The sequence below is a fragment of the Helicobacter pylori genome, from assembly GCF_003638305.1.
In the GTDB taxonomy this organism is placed as follows: Bacteria; Campylobacterota; Campylobacteria; order Campylobacterales; family Helicobacteraceae; genus Helicobacter; species Helicobacter pylori_DJ.
In genome coordinates this window covers 1-19,241 of the sequence record NZ_MVYP01000003.1, presented here as the reverse complement: position 1 = coordinate 19,241, position 19,241 = coordinate 1, and the positions used below count along the sequence as shown (strand labels likewise).

Here is a 19,241-nt window from a genome sequence, read left to right as displayed (position 1 = left end):
TTTTTATTGTGGTTTGACTTGTTGTTTTAAGAGTAGGGGGAGTAGAAAGTCTCTGAGTGCGGTTAGGGTTTGGGTTGATTGATTGTTTTTAATAATAGCTGTTATGATATTTTTTGCGATTTTTTCGTATTTTTGTAATAGATTAATAGGTGGTATGGGGAGCATTAAAGAATAAATATGATTTTCATTTAGTGATGATCTTGTAGATGCCATGCAAGCATTAGAAAGATATTTTTTTATAGGTTTTGAATTTAGATAACTGCGTATATATTCCTGCATGGATTGATCTAATACGCTAATTTTACTTAAGGCAACATTATAAGCCCCTTGAAGTCCAAAACGCACGGCTCCGACCTCTCCGTATTTGTCTATCATAATATCATATTGATAACAAATCTTGTTATTTTTTGATATAGGAATATATGTAATATAATCATTAGAGCCATAATCTCTGTTTTGTATGAAACGAATGTAACCCTCTTTATGCTCGTATATATGACAACTTTTGGGTGGCTGACTTCCGGAAATCCAAGTTATTAGTTCCCCTAGCGTTTTGACTTCAAAATCGTTGGGGATAAGGCGGTTTAATTCTTTAGAAAATTTCATTTTCCCGCCGCTAGTTTGATAGGGTTTGTTGTTTTCATCTAAAAAATCAAAACGGACGAAGTATTGCTCATAAAGAAGTTCTAGGATTTTGTGTAAAAGCTCGTTGATTTTGTGGTTGTTCTCTATTTTTTGGTCTAGGATAGAAAGCGTGCGGGCGATTTTTTGTTGTGTTTCTATGTTAATTAAAGGTATATTTAAATCCTTAATAGTATCAATAGTTAGTGTGTATCTTTGACCGCTTCCACTTGCACAATTAGAAAAATATTTTCTGCCATAAAAAGAATTTAAATAAGCATTTAAGAATTTTCCATTTAAAACCTTTTGATTAGGTTTAAGCAAAGTGCAATGATAACCTAGTAACACATTATCAAAATTATCTGCAATATAAGTAGAAATGCCTATATCATCTTTTGTTTCGCTATCCTTTGTAATAGCAACATAACCTTTTTTTAATGAAAATTTATTAATTTCGTTTTGTGTGGCGGTTGCTTTCATAAATTTTTTACTTGTATATTTTGTTATCGCCCAATTATTATATACATCTGTAAAATTACAGAGTTTAACTTTTTGTTCGTTTTCTTTTATTTTTTTATCTACATTGCTATTTAGAATTTCGCATACTTCACTTAATTTGACATGCTCACTCAAACCTAACCCCTTTTAAAGTTTCTAAAATTTCTTGTTGCAAATTTTGGCTTTCATCAAAAAGGCTCGTCAGTTCGCTTGAATATTGTTGCATCAAGTTTTCAAACTCCGCTTGGCTGATTGTTTCGCTCGTGTCTTCTATAGTGAAATACTGCCCAGGGTTTAGAGAATAATTTTTTTCTGTGATTTCATCAAAAGAAACCAGAGCGCAAAAGTCCGATTTTTTAGTTTTATTTTGAAAAGTTTCTAAAATCAAATCCATATCGCTTGCTCTTAAGCGCGTTTTTTTGTTTTTGTTTTCGGTGTATTCTTCGCCGAGTTTGGAAGCGTCAATCAAAATCACTTCCTTTGCGCTTGGCGTTTTTTGAAAAAAGATGATGCTCACGTTAGTGCCAGTGTTGGCAAAAACCTGACTGGGCATGCAAATCACCCCATAAACGAGCCTTTTATCTACTAAATGCCGGACAATCTTATTTTCTACCCCGCTTTTAGCGCTAATGAATCCGGTTGGCACGATAATAGCCCCCTTACCCTTTGGACTGAGCATGTTCAGGCAATGCTGGAAAAAGAGCGTGTAAATGGGCATTTTGCTTTTATCGTTTTTAGGGATATTAGGCACGCCTAAGAAAAAATCGTTTTTGTTTTGCGAAATCTCGGCATGCTCGTTGGAAAAATCCAGCTTGAAAGGGGGGTTACTCACGATGTAATCCATTTTCCCATGACATTCTTTAGAATGGTAGGGGTTGGTTAAAGTGTTTCCCTCAATGGCGTATCTTAAAGAGTGGGTCAAGTCGTTTAAAATCAGGTTGAGTTTGAGCATTCTTAAGGATTTTTGCGAAATGTCTTGGGCATAAAGGGTGCAAGAAGTGGTGCCTATTTGGTGGGCTAGCGCCATTAAAAGCGTGCCTGTGCCAGCGCTTGGGTCATAGATCTTAACGCTTTGAGTGGGTTCGCTCACTAAAAGCTTAGCGATGATGCTAGCGATGCTTAAAGGGGTGTAGTATTCGGCGTATTTCCCTCCGCCGGCGTTATTGTAATCTTTGAGTAAGTATTCAAAAATGGGGGCGAAAAAGTCATAGCCTTGTTGGTTTTGTAAATTTAAAAAAGCTTGTTTGAAATTAAAATTTTTGAGTTTGTCTAATAAAGCTTTTGTAAAATTAGCCCTTTTAGACTCTTCATTAATGTATTGTGAGACGCTTTCAAATAAGGCGATAGTGGTTTTATCCGTGCTTTTGGTGTTGAAAAGTTCGGCGTTATTGCTAGAAATGCGATTGAAAATAGCGTTTAGCTTAAGGTGTAAATCGTTATCGTTAAAATGTTTTTCAAAAAGATAGTTTAAAAGCTCATCATAAGCGAGTTTAGGGAGTTGTTTATCGCTTAAGGTAAGGAAAAAATCTTCTCTTTCTTCCTTTTTAAAATCTTTGTAATCTCGTATGGTTTTGTTAGGGAATTCTTGTTCAAAAAAGAATTCAAACTTATCGCATAAGAATTTATACAAAAAGCATTGCGTGATGATCTTGTATTCGTTGCCGTCGTTCCCTAAACCAAAACTCGTGCAAATGACTTTTAAATCGTCAATGAGGCTTAGGGTGTCTTGTTTGATTTGTAATAAAGCGTTATTAGGCATTCAAATTTCCTTGATGGTGGTTTTGCGTGAGCTCGTTAAAAAGGGTTTGAACGATAAATTCTGTTTCTTTTTGTAAATCTTTTAAGGAGGGGTTTTCTTTGAAAGCGTCCCTTAATTCTACTTTTATGGCAGTTTTTAGGGTGGTTTCTTCGTTTAAGATTTCTTGACGCTTAAAAATACGCTCATCAAGAGCTTTTTTGAGCGCGCTTAAAAGCGTGAAAATTCCCTTAGAAATGTTTTCTTCCATGAGGCGATTGTGAAGGCGCTTATGCGTGATCACATAAGCTCGATCATTATTGTATTTATTTAATAGGTTGGTGGTTTGCTCCTTATGTTGTTTTAGTTGTGAAATGATTATGCTATAAGAATGAGAAATTCCATCAAAATTATCATTGGTTAGGGGTTCTTGGATCAGTTTTGAAAGATCTTTAGAAATCTTTTGGATTTCTTTATCTTGTTGATCCGGGATTTTTTCTAACATCTCTTTAGCTTGCTTGTATTTAGCGCTAATCTCTTCTTTTTCTTTAAAGCGTAATTCTTTGCTTTCTTTAAACTCTATTTTAAAGTCTAAAAGAGCGATGAGATCTTCTAAAATAATTAAATCGTTTGGGTTTTTAGGCTCATTGATATTTTTTAACGCATGGAGTTGTTTGGCTTTTTTACTGAGCATTGAAGAGATTTTGCTGATCTTTTCAATATCAATTTTTTCTTTTAAGGAAAGGATTTTTTCATCATTAGAAGCGCGGATTAAATTGTAGCGCTCTTTAAGCGTGTTAATGGCGTGTGAGACCTTTAAAAGCTCGTTCATTTCGCTGATACTAACAATGGCGCTAGTCATGGCCTCTATATCATCAATGGGGTAATTAAAAAGATCATCATAGGCGTTTTTAATGTCTTTCTCTAAAACCTTGCGATCCGCAAACATGTCTTTGAGATTATCTTTAATATTAAAATCGCTTTGATTGAATTGGTTTAACTCTTTCAAATAATCATCAGTCGTTTTGTCATAATTTTCTTTAATGCCTACAAAATCTATAAGGTAGCCAAAAGACATGTTGTTATAGGGGCGATTCACTCTGGCTAGGGCTTGGAGTAAATTGTGATCTTTTAATTCTCTATGGATATAAAGGCGTTTGAGATTGGGTAAATCAAAGCCGGTTAAAAGCATGTTAAACACAAAGACTATATCGGTATCTCCATGTTTAAAAGAATAAATCTTTTCTTTGACTTCTTGTTCGTCATGCAAAATCAGGCTGGATTGGAGTTTTTTTAAAATTCTTAGGTTAGGGTTTTCTTGTAAGACTTTTTCTTGGACTTCATTAAAAAGCAAATTGGCTAACTTGGCTTGTGCGCTTGAAAAACAAATTACCATAGCCTTTAGATTTTCATCATTATTTACACGCCTGAAATTCAATAAATCTCTGATGATATAAGAGAGCATTTCTTTAATGTATCTTTCATGATTAAAAATCGTTTCTTTTTTAACCTCTATGTCTTCAATAGTGATGCTTTCTTGTAAAAGGCGATAGATTGCTTGTAGTTTTTCTTTATAACTCTTTTCAATGATTTCTAATTGGAGTTTTAGGGTGTGTCTGTCTTTAATGGATTCTGCACAAGAATAGGTGTGCAAGTAGCCGCCAAAAGTTTTTTTAGTGGCTTTATCTTGCGCGTTGTCTTCTAATAGGGGCGTGCCTGTGAGAGCGATTTTTAGCGCTGTTTTGTCGCATTCTATCAAATTAGCGTAAAAGCAACCTTTAGGGTCATAGCTCCTGTGGGCTTCATCTATGATAAACACCCTTTGTAAATCGTGGCTATCTTTTGTCGCTTCTTGTAATTCTGTTTTTAGAAACAATTTCTTTAGGAGCACTAGAAGGGTCTTCATTGGGGTCTTTTTCTTCATTGGGGGATTTGAATTTTTGGATATTCACAACGATGATCTCATCATTCCCTTGAGGGCCTTCAAACACGCTAGAGTTTTTTAATTTTTGGCTCAAATCCTCTTTATTTTCTGCCTCATGCACACAAAGGCCTCTTTTTGAAAACTCGTTTTTGGCTTGCTCTAATAAATCCAGTCTGTCCACAATAAAATAAAATTTAGTCTTTTTGTTTAGGTTGGATCGGCTAAAAAAGTCTCTGATGAGTTTGGTTAAGTGGTAGGTTAAGGCGGTTTTACCGCTGCCTTGCGTGTGCCAAATGATGCCTTTTAGGGGATCTTTTGGGTTCGTTTCATAATGCTTTTGCAATTCTTTTAAAACGTTCAAGCTCGCAAACATTTGCGCGTAACGCCAAATGTGTTTTTTAAACTCTGTTCTTTCTTTTAAGAAACTAATGCCGTATTTTAGGATAAAGCAAAGCCGTTTGTGAGAGCAAAACGAAGTTAAAAGGGAGTTTGTGAGGGTGTCTTTAGAGCTTTCTAGGGTGTCGGCGTCTTTAAGGTTAAATTCGTTTAAGACGCGTTTTTGAATTTCTTCAAGCGATCTGTGGTTTTGGTAATTTTGTTCATTTTGTTCATTTTCGGGGGGGGGGTAATATCTAGCCTATCAGCTTCAACAAAGCGTTGGAAAATGGGCGAATAAGAAGCGCTATAAAAGACGCCTTGATCGGGGTTGTTTTCATCATAGGGCAAGTTATCGCTAAAGAGCCAGATTTGCGTAAGGTTATAAAAAACTTTATTTTCAGGGTTTTTGTAGCGTTGGATATGGCGATCTTTTTCTTCTTTAATGCCTTGTCCGGCGAAAGGCTGTTTAACTTCTATATTCACCAAAGGCAAGCCGTTAATAAAAAGGGTGATGTCAGGCCTAAAGGATTTATAGGGTAATTCAGCCATCATTTCATAAAGATTGTTGTTAGGGTTATCAAAGTCTATGATTTGATGCTCGCTTTTGAGCAAGTATTCATAAAAGCTTTTGCCCAAATCATCATAATTCAAGCGTTTTTTTATTTCAGCAAGAACATCTTTTGCGTTTTTAGTGGGGTTCAATCGCTCAAAGGCTTGAGTGAAACTATTGGTTAAAATGTTGGTGGCGGTGTCTAGGTTGGGCTTATTTTCTTTAGAATTAGTAGGAATAAAATCATAGCCCAACTTGGCTAAATGCATTAAGGCAGGGATTTGAACCCTTGTGATTTCATTGTATGGCATGCACACCTCTTTGATTTAAGGTTGTTATTATAATGTAAAAATAAAAATCATGGTTGTTTGAGTTGCATTTGCAATAACAAACAAGCTTTTTTAAGGAATTGTTTCAAGGCGTTTTGAGAGAATTTGATAAAATGCGTCAGCTCATTTTCGTTAAGATGCAATGAAACGATTAGAACGCTTTGTAAAATATGAGCGATACTCCCTTCAAATAAAATGCCTATAGTGGGGGTTTTAGCACTGGCTGTTTGGCAAAACCCACTCAAGCTATCCACCCATTCAAATATTTCTTGCTTGGTTTTACAAGGCGTGTTTAAATATTTTAAAAAATCCTCTTTAAAACTCATCAGATTTTTTTGTAAATTGTTTAAATCCTTAGTATGGTTATCTCTAGGGCTAAACATGCTTTTAATGCGAGCGGTAGCTTCTTGTTTGTTGATTTGTTTCAATTTCACTTGAGAATGATTGAGGCTAACAGCATGCTTGATTTTAGCCCCATAACTCAAATTATAGACTTTTTTAGGTTGGTAATAATGAAGGGCTTCTTCAATCCTTTCTTTAGAGAGCAAAAAAAGCGAGTCGCTAAAAGTTTCATAACCTTCAACATTACCCTCTACGCTGATTAAAGACGAAGTGTCAATTTCTTTTTCGTTTTCATAATAGGAATTTTTAGCGTGCTTTTTAAACCCTTTGATATAGGCGCAATCTAAAGCGCACAAATAGATTTCATCGCTCATCAAACCCGCTAAAGCCACCCCGGCATTGCCCACAAAAGGCGCTGCGTATTCTATGCTTAAAGGGCTTATATACGCGCAAGCGCTCCCCCCACGCATAAACATTAACGCTTCTTTGGCTACATTAAAAGCGTTAGGATTGAGCATGTTAGCCCCCATTAAGGGGGTGTCTTCTAGGGGGGCGTTTTCTAAAACCTCTTTAAGATAGTCTATGCGCTCCACTTCTATTTGAAAATCCACTTTAACGCCATGCACTTTTAAAGGCTTTAAAGCGGTTCCGCATGAAAAAATGATGCAATTTTTTTCATTTTCTTTTAAAAAATCTAGCAACAAATCCAGGCTTGGCCCATTACCCACCACGCAAATAGGGGCGTTAATCTTTTTAGGTTTAATCTTTAGGGTTTGGTATAAGGGTAAATTTTTGAGCGTGTTCTTTAGCCCTAGTAATTCATCTTCAAAACTCCCCCAACCCCTTAAGGCTTGTTTGTAATAGCTTTGAATGTTTTCTCGCATGCGCATATTGAAAGCGCTTTTATAGGGCATGATTTCTAATTTTAAAAAAGAATGCGTAACAGGGCGTTTCAAAAAATCCATTTTCAATTCATTAGGGTTAAAAAACCCTTGAACGAATAGTTTAGCCCCTTTTATAATCAAATCTTCATAACGCACAAAATAACAGCTGATTTTAAACAAATCTAAATTTTCTTCAAACAAATAAAGCGAATGGAAGCGGTAATTTTGAGCCTGTAAAATAGCCAAAAACAAGCCGTCTAAAACGCCATAAATCATGGTAGGGGGTAAAAATTTCTTTAAAGAGCAAGGCGTTTGATGATTATCTAAAAAGTTTGAGATGGCATGCGTGGCTTTAAGGGTTAGGGGGAGTTTGGGGTTGTTTTGAGATTTTAAATAATGTAAAGAGAGGTGGTTATTGTCTAATGACCATCTGGGATTATTCAAGGGGTTAGAAGCCATGTTGAAAGCGGTTTCTATCATTTGATTTTTGGGGTAGCTTAAAGCGTTTGTGGGCGTGTGTAAGAGGTTGAAGTGGTTGTTTTCAAAAAGCAATTGGTAATTTTTAAAAGGCGTATTGAGGGCGTTAAACAGATGGGGGTGATAGGATTTGAAAAAAACTAAATTATCCCTAAAACGCTTTGAAATTTCTTGTTCTAAAAAGGGCACATCAAAAGATTCTAGGGCTTTTAAAAAGGGCATTCAATAGCTTTTTTCATCACACCCCTATGAGTCTTTTAAATCTTTTTCTAAAAGTTGGGAAGCGAGGGCGATTTTTTTCAAAGAGATAAAATCTTGTTCGCTGTAGCGTTTGTTGTCATTCATTTTATGGTAGTAGGGAGCGCTTAAATCCAAAGCTTTTTTTTCTAAATCTTGCTTGGCGGTGGTAGTTTGGATTTCAAAAAGACTTTTTGCTTCTTCTAAAGACATAGGGATTTCTATTGCATTGAAGCGTTCAAAATTATCATAAAGCTCGTTAAAATCGTGATTGTCTATCTGCAAAAACGCCCCCACATCTAAAAACAATTCTTTTTCCTTGCTATCTAGTATCCCATCAGCATAGGCCAATAACATAAGAAATTCCACTAATTTCAGGCGTTTGGCGTATTCCCCATGCGTGTGATCGGCGATTTCTTGGCATAAGGATTCAAAATTTTCTTTTTGATCCACAGGCTCATTGAGAAGCTCTTTGGCTAAATTTTGCTGTTCGCTGTTTAAGGGCTGCTCTAATTCATGGATAAAAAGCGTTCTTAAGGCGTTATCCAAAGCGTTTTTTTGAATGTCCAAAAATTTTAAAAGACGCATATACGCGCCCGTTTGGGTTTGCTTGAATTTGTCTAGGGGGCTAGATTGCGCTAACAAATAGGGGTCATTTTTCAAGTCGTATTCTTCGGTTTTGGTTTTAGGGTTTAGGGGGTTTTTCAAATATTCTTTGAGGGTGTTGTAAAAATAAAACAACACAACCGCTGCGATAATCAATAAAATGATTTCCATCTTTTTCCTTTATGAGTATTTTTTCATTTGTTCTTTAAGGTCTTGTTTTTGCCTGTTCTCTCGCTCTTTTTTGGCTTGATAAAGGCGCATTTGTTCTTCTTTTTGCTTGTCTTGTAAGATCATTTTTCTCTCATGGTTTTTTTTAAGCCGTTCTATGTATTCTTCTCGTTTTTCTGGGTCTTGGAAACTCACAGGGCGGATGAAAAAGACAAACAAAATCAACACAAAAATCCCTATAGCGACAATTTCAGAGCCTTCGCCATTGAAAGCATACCAAAGCCCTCCCATCAAAGAAGCGAGAGCGAGTTTTAAAAAAGCGTTCATTTTAAATGAAAGTAACCTTATGATAATGCGTATCAAGCCCTAAAGCTTGCGTGTTTTTTTCCCCCATAGCCATTAGCGCGATTTGAGGTAAAAATAAAGTGGGGGTATTATCATTATCTCTTTTATAAACTTTTGAAGCTTTTAAGCTTAAATTTTCAAAAGCGTGAAAAAGCCCTAAAGAATGCGTAATTAAAAAATCCGCCCCCAAATCAATCCCCAAATAGCGTAAATGCGCGCACTGGAGCAAGCCGCTTACTTCATTGACTTCCAAAAGGGGGGCGTAATTTTGAAAAGACTCTAAAAAATGGGGGGCTTTTAAATGGATTTTATTGAAAAAATGATCGCTTCGTTTAATGCGAGAAAATTCAGCCCCTAAAAACGCATCAAAAGGGCTTTTCAATTCCCATGCCAAAAATTCATTAACCCATTCATTAAGATAGACGACCTCAACGCCTTTTTCATAAACGAGCTGGTATTTTTTCAATTTTTCATTGACGGAGTTGATGATTTCAGGGTTGTTGTCTAAAACTTCTTTAGCATGCAAGATATTCAAATACGCATCTTCTTCGCAAAAAATGAGTGAAACGCCATTGGCTTTGGCTAGAGCCAGATTATACGCAGAAGCGGTAAGGAAATCATGCGTGCTGATAATCTTCCCATAATAGCCCCCATCATAACAAAAAGGCAGATCAATGACTTTTTGCCCCATTTTTTCTAAATAGAGCTTAGCGCTTTTGAGAAGCGATTGCGCGTCTAAATGCTTCGCATAAGCGTTAAAGAGCGCGCAAGTTTTAGGGGGGTTAGGCGTTTTAGGGGGGTTAGAGTTGTATTGAAAAAGGCTTAAAAGGTTTTTAGAAAAATCTTTCCATGGCTTGATTTTGGAATTGGTTAGGATTTCTTGCAATTCATAGATTTCATGGTCAATGTTATCATCGTTTTTATAGAGGTAATGCGCCACGCTTAAAAAATTCATCACGCCGCTTTCAGGCTGAGAAATCATCTCTAACAACCGGTTGCGCTCTGTAGGGTAGCGCTTCATCAGCCATTTAACATACAAGAAAAAGCCATCGCCCAGATATTTAGGGTTGGTTTGGGGGTTGATAAAATTGATTTGAATAAACTTTTCTAATTCTTCTTTTTCGCCTTTAGTGATGTAGGGGATTTGTTTGAAAAAATCTTCATAGTTTTTTAAAACCGCCTTCTCATCAATCATCAAGTCTTTTAAAGCGTATCGTTTGGATAGGGGATCTAGCACCCATTCTTTAGAAAAAAACGCCACTAAATCGCTCACTTTAGCGTCCTCAAACACCGCAATCTGGTTGATTTTAAGCGCGATGTTTTCATTATAGCTCACGCCTTTGAGTTGTTTTAAAAGATCCAAAAGGTATTGATCTTCTTGGTATTCTAAAAAATAAGACTCATAAGCTGGATTGTAATCTTTGTTGGTTTCAAAACGAAAGACTTTTACATGCAATTTCAAAACGCTCATTAATCAGTCCTTTAGCTTTTGTGTAAATTTTCTAAAATCGCGCGGTTTTTGGAATTGGAAAAAAGAGCCTCTTTAGAATCTAGCCATTCTTTAGACTCTCGTTCGTCTTTCTTTGGCTCTTGTGTGATTGGCTCTTCTTTTTGAAACAACTCAAGCGAATCGCAACGATTGAATAAAACGATATTTTCATTTTTTTCTTTGATAAGGATTTGAATGATGCCAGAAAGCCCTACTTGAACCACGCTACCAATATTATTAGGGCCAAACCCGGCTTCAAATTGCACGCTTTGCACATCAATCATCAAACTCTCTAAGGTGTATCCGGCTAAAACAAACAGCACTAACGCGCCGAATTTTTCATGGATTTCTTTAGGGAGCTTGGGGGAAAAATCAATCGCATCCCTTTCGCACAAAAGGTTAAAACTCAAATGGTTTTTGGACAGAAATTGCAAGTATTCAATGCAATGCTTGTTGTTTAAAAGCCTTAATTCTCTTCGCATGCGAGCAACCTTTCAAATTCTTCTAACAAATGACGCACCTCTTGCATGCCAATTTCCCAAAATTCCTTACTATCAATGTCAAAGCCAAACATGGACACTAATTCTTTAGGGCTTTTTGACCCTCCTAAACTCAAAAATTCCGTGTAAGTTTTAACAAATTCTTTAGCGTCGCTTTTTTTATAAAGCCCATAAAGCGCTAAAGTCAAAAGCTGCCCGTAACTATAAGCGTAGCAATAAAAAGGCGAATGGATAAAATGGGGGATATAGCTCCACCACAAATGGTAATTTTTAGTGAGTTTCACGCTGTCTTCAAACATTCTTTGATTTTCTTCAAACCAGATTCGATCAAAATCTTTGGTGTCTAATTCTTCATCCATTTCATGGATTCTTCTTTCAAAATTAGTCATCACCACTTGCCTAAAAAGCGTAGAAAAAATATCCTCTAGTTTGCCTGCCAGCATGAAAAGAAGCTCGTCAGATTTCAAACCCTTTTTCAAATGCTCAAAAAACAGCATTTCAGAAAAGACAGAAGCGGTTTCTGCGGTGGTTAAAGGTGTATCCATGTTCAATACGCCTTGTTTTTTGGACAATTCTTGGTGGATCATATGCCCAAATTCATGAGCGATAGTGAAAGCGTCTCGGCGGTTTCCTGTGTAGTTTAACAACACATAAGGGTGAGCGCTAGGCACCGCGCCATGGCTAAAAGCCCCGCCTTGCTTAAAATCTTTAGGGTGTGAATCCACCCAGCCTTCTTTGATCGCTTTAGAAGCGATTTTGTGAAATTCAGGGCTAAAGGCTTTAAGGGTTTTAAGCACTTCTTCTAAAGCTTGAGAGTAAGTCATGGTGATGCTCTCATCGTTTAAAGGAGCGTAGCGGTCGTAATCTTTGAGTTTATGCCCTAAAATTTGCGCTTTTTGATGGTAGTAACGATGCACTAAAGAAAAGTTAGCGTTCACAATCTCTATCATGCTATCCACACTCTCTTGCGAGATTTGGTTGTCAATGTGGCGGAAACTTTCTTTTTTGTCGTATTTTCTCAGCTTGGTTTCAATAAGCAAGTCTTTACGCACCATGTTTAAAATGTAAGTGAGTAAAGGGCGGGATTTTTCTAACGCTTTGCTGAAAGCTTTTTGAGATTTTTTACGAATCTTGCGTTTGGGGTTGTGCAAGAGGGCTAAAATTTCTTCTTCGCTTAAATTTTGCTCTTCAAAAGGGATTTTCAAAGAAGAAAAATGCTCATCAAAAAGACGGCTAAACGCGCCCACTCCCACAGGTGAAAGGGCTAGAGCGATCTTTTCTTCATCTAAATTTAGGGTGTGCTTTTTCTTTTCTATGAGATTGTTTAGATAAAAAGCATGATCTTTGCATCTTTTAATGAAAGCGAGTTGTTTTTTAGCGTCCAAATTCTTAAATTCAATTTCAAAGAATAAAAGGTGTTGTTGGATATTTGCGCAAGCCATTTCGCACTGCGAATAAAACTTCGTTTCTTTGGTGTTCTTAGCAAAAAGCAATTGAGCGTAAGTCATCGCTCTAGAGATTTTTTCTAACAAATTTTCGTAATGTTTAAGAGCGTCGGCAAATTTTGCAGCGTCTAAATTCTTAAGGTTATTTTGATAAGTGCTCTCAAATTCTTGCGCTTCTGTTTGTAAGGTTTTTAAAAATTCTTCTGCGCTTTCTTTATTTTCAAATAAAGCGCTTAAATCCCATTCTTGTTCTTTCATGAAATCCCCTTTTTATACCAATTTGGAGTTAAAATATGCCTGTATTTTAACATAACACTGACAATACAAGCAAACTTATCATTTGGTTTTTACGCCATTATTTTTTAGCCGGCTCATTTTCTTGGCTCTTTTGGTGCAAAATAAATTGAGCGATAGATTCTAGGTATTTTAAAATAAAAGGGGTTGCCAACATAGAAAAGACCACCATGAGAATAAGGAGTTGGTGGATGTCATTTTGAGCGATACTTAAGATATTTTTTTGGTGTAAAAAACCAAGAATCCCTTTTTTTTCTTGCAAATTAAAGAGCTGGTGCGAGCCTGAATTTAAAAAGATAACAAAAGAAAACTCCCCGATTTGCGCTAAAGAAAGAGCGGTTTTTATGGCAGTTTTAGCGTCTCTAAAAAAACGCAAAAGCGCATAAATGATAGCTGTCTTAAAACCCATCACTAAAATGAGTAAGAAGATGACAACAAAGAACTTCTCCATAAAGAAACTCACATTAATTTGCATCCCTATCGTAATGAAAAAAAGGGCTAAGAAGAGGTTTTTTAATTGCGCAAATTCTTCTTGGACATTGATTTTATAGCGCGATTTAGAAATCGCCATGCCCACAATGAACGCTCCTAAAGACATAGAAAACCCAAAAAAATGGCTCAACCCTGCCGCGCTGCAAACAATCACTAAAATCGTGCCTATAAAGATTTCAGGCAGGCGCGTGTCTTTTGCTTGCTCTAAGATGAGATTAGCCCCTTTTTTTCCAGGCAATAGCAAAAGAACTAAAATAATCCCTGCTGAAATAAAGGTTTTGAGAATGAGTAAATTAACATTAGAATCTTTACTGCCTAGAATCGTCAAAATTAAAAGCATGGGAATGGCTGCAATATCTTGGAAAATCAAAATCCCCACCGCGCTCTTTCCCATAGGCGTGCTAAGCTGTTTGGAATCTTCAAAGAATTTCAGCACAATAGCGGTTGAAGAGAGCGAAAGCCCCATGCCTAAAACAAGGGAAAAAATGGGCGAAAGACCCAAAATAAAATACCCCACTAAAAAAGCGATTAAAGCGCACAAAACGACTTGTAAAAGCCCAAAAACCAGCACTTCTTGTTTGATGGACTTGAGCTTGTCAAAATTAAACTCAATACCTATCATAAACATTAAAAAAACGATACCAAATTCACCAATATCAGACAACAAATTAAAATCATTAATTTTAAAAAAAGCCGCTAAAACCGTTCCTGTGCAAATGTAACCAATGATAACGGGCATGTCTAATTTCTTTAAAAAGATTCCAAAGCCTACAGCAAGCCATAAGCCAGCAATAACAATATAAAGTGTGCTGTTTTCCATAAAAACCTTTCCCCGGTAGAATCGATTTGTTTTAAAGAAATAAAAACGAAACTATCCTATTAAATTGAGCCATTAAATAACACTATTAAATAAAATAATATCTATCAAATATATATAAGTAATTTATTATTTAAATCTCACTAAATCCGCTTTCAAACGCCAACACCAAACACCCTATTGAGTAAAATAAAAATTGAAACGCTAGGATTATACTGCACTAAAACAAACTTTCTATTTATGAAAAAGATTTTTGAACCCCAACCTTTTAAGAGTTGGCTAGGGTTTGATTTGATGAAGAAGAGCGAATGAAAGAATGAATTAGAAAGTGAAGACATAATCCACATACCAAGAATAGTAGCGGATAAGCCCTACATCTTTGCTGCCCTGATTAACCATAGGGAATTTCACGCCTGCTTCAAACGCGCTATGATCCCCAACACGCATTCTTCCGCCTAAATTCCATAAGAACTGGAATCTCGTTTGATTGACATCATAAGGGAACATCCAAGTGTTTCCGGCTAATTGAACGCCACCGATGAGACCTAGAGCGAATTTATCCAAAGGAATGAGATTGACAATCAAATCGCCACCGCCACCATAGGTGAGCAAATTGGTTTTGGTGTGTTCAGTCCCTGAAGTGTTAAACCAATCTAAAAAGCCATACACCCTAGCCCCAAACCATTTATTGGCAAAGCCTACAAAACCTAATTTGAAATTCAAACCATAAAGATCATTGCCATGGCGCCAATCAGAGTAATTGCTGTTATAAGGACCATAACGACCTTGCTGATAACCCGCACCCATGAAAAACCCATTCACTTCGCCAGCTAGTGCTAAACTCGTGCTCAAGCTTAAAATACAAGCAATTCTTTTAATCATAATAAATCCTTCTTGTTGAATTAAAGTTACACCCTAAAATCGGTTATTTTTCTAAAAGATTTAATTTTTTATCAAAGATGAGGGTTTTAGAGTGGAAATCTTGGTTAAATACTGATAAGTGGGATACGCCCACAAAACAAACCGCCTCAAACTTTTAAAATACAAATTTTTAAGATACAAATAGGTATAATCAATAACTTCAATCATTTAATCAAAGGGAGTTCTATGAAAAATACTTTCAAAGCGTTTGCCTTGTTAATCGTATTTTTTTCAAGCGCTCTGTTGGCACAGGATTTAAAAATCGCTGCTGCTGCTAACCTCACGCGCGCTTTAAAAGCCCTTGTTAAAGAATTTCAAAAAGAACACCCAAAAGACGCTATTAGAATTAGTTTTAATTCTTCAGGCAAACTCTACGCTCAAATCGCTCAAAACGCCCCTTTTGATTTATTCATTTCAGCAGATATTGCTAGACCTAAAAAGCTTTATGATGAAAAAATAACCCCTTTTAAAGAAGAAGTCTATGCTAAAGGCGTGTTGGTTTTATGGAGCGAAAATCTAAAAATGGATTCTTTAGAAATTCTTAAAGACCCTAAAATTAAATATATCGCTATAGCTAATCCTAAACTAGCCCCCTATGGAAAAGCCAGCATGGAAGTCTTAGATCATTTAAAACTTGCTTCCAGTCTTAAATCTAAAATCATTTATGGCGCTTCTATTTCTCAAGCCCATCAATTTGTCGCTACTAAAAACGCTCAAATAGGCTTTGGAGCGTTATCCTTGATGGATAAAAAAGATAAAAACCTCTCTTATTTCATCATTGATAAAGCCCTTTATAACCCTATTGAACAAGCCTTGATCATCACTAAAAATGGGGCTAATAACCCTTTAGCCAAAGTTTTTAAAGATTTTTTATTCAGCCCTAAAGCTAGAGCTATCTTTAAAGAATACGGCTATATTGTGGATTAAAACGCATAAAAAAGGCGAACAATGGATCATGAGTTTTTGATTACCATGCGTTTGAGCTTTTCTTTAGCTTTGATTACCACCCTTATTTTACTCCCTATAGGGATTTTTTTGGGCTATTTTTTAAGCCTTAAACGCAATCTTTTAACGAGTTTAACAGAAACGCTTGTGTATATGCCTTTAGTTTTACCCCCAAGCGTGCTAGGGTTTTATCTTCTTTTGATCTTTTCGCCTTCTTCTTTTTTGGGAGCGTTTTTACAAGATGCGTTAAATGTGAAACTTGTTTTTAGTTTTCAAGGGCTTATTTTAGGGAGTGTGATTTTTTCCTTACCCTTTATGGTAAGCCCCATTAAAAGCGCATTAATTTCCTTGCCCACTTCTTTAAAAGAAGCCAGTTATAGCTTGGGTAAGGGGGAATATTACACCCTTTTTTTTGTCCTACTCCCTAACATCAAACCCAGTTTATTGATGGCTATCATCACAACTTTTACGCACACTATAGGCGAATTTGGCGTGGTGGTGATGCTTGGGGGTGATATATTAGGGGAAACAAGAGTGGCTAGCATTGCGATTTTTAACGAAGCTGAAGCGCTCAATTACCCTAAAGCCCATCAATACGCCTTAACGCTCACGATTATCAGTTTTAGCCTCTTGTTTGTTACCCTATTTTTGAATAAAAAACAAAGCTCGTTTTTATGATAAAAGCGCGGTTTAAAAAACGCCTTTTAGGATCTAGGGGCGCGTTTGATTTGAATATAGACTTAGAAATTAAGGAAGCAGAAGTTGTCGCTTTATTGGGAGAATCGGGAGCGGGTAAAAGCACGATTTTACGCATTTTAGCGGGGCTTGAAGCGGTGAGTAGCGGCTATATTGAAGTCAATCGTTCAGTGTGGCTAGACACTCAAAAAAAGATTTTTTTAAAACCACAACAACGAAAAATCGGCTTTGTGTTTCAAGATTACGCTCTATTCCCTCATTTAAATGTGTATCAAAACATCGCCTTTGCTCACCCTAAAGATAAAAATAAAATCCACGAAGTGTTACGCTTAATGCGTTTAGAAAATCTAAGCCAGCAAAAAATTCTTCAACTCTCTGGCGGACAAGCCCAACGAGTCGCTTTAGCAAGAGCTTTAATCGCAGCCAAGAATTTATTGCTTTTAGATGAGCCTTTAAACGCCCTAGATAACGCCTTAAAAAACGAAGTGCAACAAGGTTTGCTTGATTTTATCAAGCGTGAAAATTTAAGCGTGTTATTGGTAAGCCATAACCCCAATGAAATAACCAAACTCGCACAAACTTTCCTCTTTTTAAACAATGGCGTTATTGATCCTAATCAAGAAAATCGGCTTTTTTCAAACCGCTTGTTGATAAAACCTCTCTTTGAAGATGAAAATTATTGCCATTATGAGGTCATTCCTCAAACGATTAGTTTGCCCAAAGATTGTCTGAACCCAACTTTTAAGCTTGATTTCAATCAAGGCAAAAAATTTTAGAAATATTTTTTTTCATTTTCCTCTTAAAACCCTCTTATTTTTCAAAAAATGCAAACTTTATGCACCCATTTTAGAGAGCCAATTTTTTAGCTTTTCAAAAACTTTTCTATTCTTTTGACGCTCTCTGTTTTGCCTAAAATAAAAAGCGCTTCTTTAAGGCCTATCCCGCCTCCCTTGCCCAAAAGGGCCAATCTTAAAGGCTGCATGAAGCTACCCGCTTTAATCTTTTCTTCTTCAATGATTTGGTGCATGGCGTTTTCTAGCGCGCTTTCATCGTTGAAATCAGCTTTATTTAACGCCAGTTTAAATTTTTCTAACAAGGGCATAACGATCGCTTGATTGAGTTTTTTCAAAACCTTTTCTTCATACTCTATAGGAGCGATTAAAACCTCATCTATTTTAAGGGCTAATTCTTTTAAGGTTTGAGATCTTTCTTTGAGAGCGTCCAACAAGCGATCCAATTGAGCGGGGTTTAAATGAGAGAGATCGCTAAAACTAAAAGGCTTTAAAAGCTCTAATAATTCCTGTGCGCTTTGGTTTTTCAAATAATGAGCGTTGAGCCAATTAAGCTTGTGCCAGCTAAAGCAACTGGGCGAAGAATTTAAATCTTTAGGGTCAAAACATTCCAATAATTCTTGCATGCTAAAAATCTCTTTATCTTGATAGCTCCACCCCAAACGCGCTAAAAAATTCACTAAAGCTTCCTTAAGATAGCCCATTTTTTGATAATCCATCACATTAGTGGCCCCATGGCGTTTGCTTAGTTTTTGCCCTTCTTCGTTCAAAATCATCGGCACATGGAAAAAATTAGGGATTTTAAAATTCAAAGCCTTATAGAGAACGATTTGTTTAGGGGTGTTAGAAAGGTGATCATCGCCTCTAATCACATCAGTAATCCCCATTAAAGCGTCATCAATGGTAACCACAAAATTATAAGTGGGCGTCCCATCACTCCTGGCGATAATAAAATCGTCTAGTTCGTTAGTGTTCACTTTCACTTCGCCTTTAACCCCATCATTAAAACTAATCACCTCATTTTGCGGGACTTTAATCCTTACCACAGGCTCTATGCCTTTAGGGGGTGTGCCTTTAAAATCACGATAGCGATTGTCATAGCGTGGGGTTTCTTTCCTAGCTTTTTGTTCTTCTCTCAAAGCGTCCAACTCTTCTTTACTCATGTAGCAATAATAGGCTTTGTCTTCGTCTAAGAGTTTTTGAATGTATTCTTCATAAATCTCAAAGCGTTTGGATTGGTAGAGGATTTCTCCGTCGTGTTCTAGCCCCACCCATTTGAAAGCTTCTACAATGGCGTTAGCCGCTTCTATGGAGTTACGGCTCAAATCCGTGTCTTCAATGCGTAAAAAAAACTTTCCTTGATTGGCTCGTGCAAAAAGATAATTAAAAATGGCTGTCCTTAAGCCTCCTATGTGGAGGTAGCCAGTGGGCGATGGAGCGAAGCGCGTAACGATCAAACTCATTATTCTAACCTTAAAAATAAAATACTCTTATTGTATTCAAAAATGGCTTAAAAATGGTTTCACTTTTTTCTATTAAAATTAGTGTATCATTGAGATTATTTTTAATTAGGATCACCCATGCAATTTCAAAAAACCTTATTTCCTTTATCTTTATTATTTTTATCTTTTTGTATCGCTGAAGAAAATGGGGCGTATGCGAGCGTGGGTTTTGAATATTCCATCAGTCATGCCGTTGAGCACAATAACCCCTTTTTGAATCAAGAACGCATCCAAACGATTTCTAACGCTCAAAAC

General features: G+C 36.5%; 16 protein-coding genes and 1 pseudogene. 3 read left to right on the top strand and 14 right to left on the bottom strand.

The features are described from left to right. Nucleotides 1–3 precede the first annotated feature (3 nt). The 13 genes and pseudogenes from EAL04_RS01805 to EAL04_RS01745 form a co-directional block, all read right to left on the bottom strand. Complete coding sequence (locus EAL04_RS01805; protein WP_120972879.1) at nt 4–1,254, bottom strand: restriction endonuclease subunit S; 1,251 nt, start codon at nt 1,252–1,254, stop codon at nt 4–6. Then, nucleotides 1,247–2,878 carry an N-6 DNA methylase gene (locus tag EAL04_RS01800; protein WP_120972877.1) on the bottom strand — a complete coding sequence of 544 codons (1,632 nt, stop codon included), beginning with the start codon at nt 2,876–2,878 and terminating at the stop codon, nt 1,247–1,249. The genes EAL04_RS01805 and EAL04_RS01800 overlap by 8 nt, the downstream gene beginning before the upstream one ends. Continuing rightward, a pseudogene (locus EAL04_RS01795) lies at nt 2,871–5,151 on the bottom strand (DEAD/DEAH box helicase family protein). Before EAL04_RS01795 ends, EAL04_RS01800 begins: the two are co-directional and overlap by 8 nt. 173 nt (nt 5,152–5,324) lie before the next feature. Further along, the gene (locus EAL04_RS01790; protein ID WP_120972875.1) at nt 5,325–6,017 is read right to left on the bottom strand and encodes a type I restriction endonuclease; all 693 of its coding nucleotides are present in this window, start codon (nt 6,015–6,017) and stop codon (nt 5,325–5,327) included. A 47-nt stretch (nt 6,018–6,064) separates the two neighbouring features. Then, nucleotides 6,065–7,960 (bottom strand): motility associated factor glycosyltransferase family protein, encoded by a 1,896-nt coding sequence (locus EAL04_RS01785; RefSeq protein WP_120972873.1) that lies wholly within the window; start codon nt 7,958–7,960, stop codon nt 6,065–6,067. Nucleotides 7,961–7,984: 24 nt separating this feature from the next. Further along, on the bottom strand, nt 7,985–8,752 hold the full coding sequence (locus tag EAL04_RS01780; RefSeq protein WP_120972871.1) for a TerB family tellurite resistance protein: 768 nt from the start codon (nt 8,750–8,752) through the stop codon (nt 7,985–7,987). Between the two features lie 9 nt (nt 8,753–8,761). Beyond that, the gene (locus EAL04_RS01775; protein ID WP_001874938.1) at nt 8,762–9,076 is read right to left on the bottom strand and encodes a hypothetical protein; all 315 of its coding nucleotides are present in this window, start codon (nt 9,074–9,076) and stop codon (nt 8,762–8,764) included. Between the two features lies 1 nt (nt 9,077). Next, the gene (locus EAL04_RS01770) at nt 9,078–10,565 is read right to left on the bottom strand and encodes a DUF5644 domain-containing protein (RefSeq protein WP_120972869.1); all 1,488 of its coding nucleotides are present in this window, start codon (nt 10,563–10,565) and stop codon (nt 9,078–9,080) included. Between the two features lie 11 nt (nt 10,566–10,576). Continuing rightward, nucleotides 10,577–11,065 carry a hypothetical protein gene (locus EAL04_RS01765; protein ID WP_120972867.1) on the bottom strand — a complete coding sequence of 163 codons (489 nt, stop codon included), beginning with the start codon at nt 11,063–11,065 and terminating at the stop codon, nt 10,577–10,579. Continuing rightward, complete coding sequence (locus EAL04_RS01760) at nt 11,050–12,786, bottom strand: M3 family oligoendopeptidase (RefSeq protein WP_120972865.1); 1,737 nt, start codon at nt 12,784–12,786, stop codon at nt 11,050–11,052. Before EAL04_RS01760 ends, EAL04_RS01765 begins: the two co-directional genes overlap by 16 nt. Before the next feature lie 97 nt (nt 12,787–12,883). Then, a complete protein-coding gene (locus EAL04_RS01755; protein ID WP_000431990.1) occupies nt 12,884–14,134 on the bottom strand; it encodes a cation:proton antiporter in 1,251 nt (416 codons plus the stop codon). Nucleotides 14,135–14,286: 152 nt separating this feature from the next. Further along, the gene (locus EAL04_RS08050) at nt 14,287–14,469 is read right to left on the bottom strand and encodes a hypothetical protein (RefSeq protein WP_120972863.1); all 183 of its coding nucleotides are present in this window, start codon (nt 14,467–14,469) and stop codon (nt 14,287–14,289) included. Then, nucleotides 14,453–15,013, bottom strand: coding sequence for an outer membrane beta-barrel protein (locus EAL04_RS01745; protein WP_097702569.1), 561 nt, complete (start codon nt 15,011–15,013; stop codon nt 14,453–14,455). Before EAL04_RS01745 ends, EAL04_RS08050 begins: the two co-directional genes overlap by 17 nt. Nucleotides 15,014–15,238: 225 nt before the next feature. Between EAL04_RS01745 and modA the strand changes: the two genes are divergently transcribed. Genes modA through EAL04_RS01730 form a run of 3 tightly spaced genes read left to right on the top strand, consistent with a single transcriptional unit; the run spans nt 15,239 to nt 17,469 of the window. Continuing rightward, complete coding sequence (gene modA / locus EAL04_RS01740) at nt 15,239–15,979, top strand: molybdate ABC transporter substrate-binding protein (protein WP_120972861.1); 741 nt, start codon at nt 15,239–15,241, stop codon at nt 15,977–15,979. 21 nt (nt 15,980–16,000) lie between these two features. Further along, entirely contained in the window at nt 16,001–16,675 is a 675-nt protein-coding gene (modB, locus tag EAL04_RS01735; protein WP_120872388.1) for a molybdate ABC transporter permease subunit, read from the top strand. Continuing rightward, entirely contained in the window at nt 16,672–17,469 is a 798-nt protein-coding gene (locus EAL04_RS01730; RefSeq protein ID WP_000588435.1) for an ATP-binding cassette domain-containing protein, read from the top strand. The genes modB and EAL04_RS01730 overlap by 4 nt, the downstream gene beginning before the upstream one ends. An 86-nt stretch (nt 17,470–17,555) precedes the next feature. Here the strand turns inward: EAL04_RS01730 and gltX are convergent, their stop codons facing one another. Beyond that, entirely contained in the window at nt 17,556–18,947 is a 1,392-nt protein-coding gene (gene gltX / locus EAL04_RS01725) for a glutamate--tRNA ligase (RefSeq protein WP_120972859.1), read from the bottom strand. Between the last annotated feature and the right edge of the window lie 294 nt (nt 18,948–19,241).

Excerpts from the sequence above, each read along its gene's own strand:
- modA (WP_120972861.1), top strand. The coding sequence starts at position 15,239 with ATGAAAAATACTTTCAAAGCGTTTGCCTTGTTAATCGTATTTTTTTCA.
- EAL04_RS01770 (WP_120972869.1), bottom strand. The coding sequence starts at position 10,565 with ATGAGCGTTTTGAAATTGCATGTAAAAGTCTTTCGTTTTGAAACCAAC.
- EAL04_RS01800 (WP_120972877.1), bottom strand. The coding sequence starts at position 2,878 with ATGCCTAATAACGCTTTATTACAAATCAAACAAGACACCCTAAGCCTC.
- gltX (WP_120972859.1), bottom strand. The coding sequence starts at position 18,947 with ATGAGTTTGATCGTTACGCGCTTCGCTCCATCGCCCACTGGCTACCTC.
- modB (WP_120872388.1), top strand. The coding sequence starts at position 16,001 with ATGGATCATGAGTTTTTGATTACCATGCGTTTGAGCTTTTCTTTAGCT.
- EAL04_RS08050 (WP_120972863.1), bottom strand. The coding sequence starts at position 14,469 with ATGTCTTCACTTTCTAATTCATTCTTTCATTCGCTCTTCTTCATCAAA.
- EAL04_RS01780 (WP_120972871.1), bottom strand. The coding sequence starts at position 8,752 with ATGGAAATCATTTTATTGATTATCGCAGCGGTTGTGTTGTTTTATTTT.
- EAL04_RS01790 (WP_120972875.1), bottom strand. The coding sequence starts at position 6,017 with ATGCCATACAATGAAATCACAAGGGTTCAAATCCCTGCCTTAATGCAT.
- EAL04_RS01760 (WP_120972865.1), bottom strand. The coding sequence starts at position 12,786 with ATGAAAGAACAAGAATGGGATTTAAGCGCTTTATTTGAAAATAAAGAA.
- EAL04_RS01745 (WP_097702569.1), bottom strand. The coding sequence starts at position 15,013 with ATGATTAAAAGAATTGCTTGTATTTTAAGCTTGAGCACGAGTTTAGCA.
- EAL04_RS01765 (WP_120972867.1), bottom strand. The coding sequence starts at position 11,065 with ATGCGAAGAGAATTAAGGCTTTTAAACAACAAGCATTGCATTGAATAC.
- EAL04_RS01755 (WP_000431990.1), bottom strand. The coding sequence starts at position 14,134 with ATGGAAAACAGCACACTTTATATTGTTATTGCTGGCTTATGGCTTGCT.
- EAL04_RS01730 (WP_000588435.1), top strand. The coding sequence starts at position 16,672 with ATGATAAAAGCGCGGTTTAAAAAACGCCTTTTAGGATCTAGGGGCGCG.
- EAL04_RS01775 (WP_001874938.1), bottom strand. The coding sequence starts at position 9,076 with ATGAACGCTTTTTTAAAACTCGCTCTCGCTTCTTTGATGGGAGGGCTT.
- EAL04_RS01785 (WP_120972873.1), bottom strand. The coding sequence starts at position 7,960 with ATGCCCTTTTTAAAAGCCCTAGAATCTTTTGATGTGCCCTTTTTAGAA.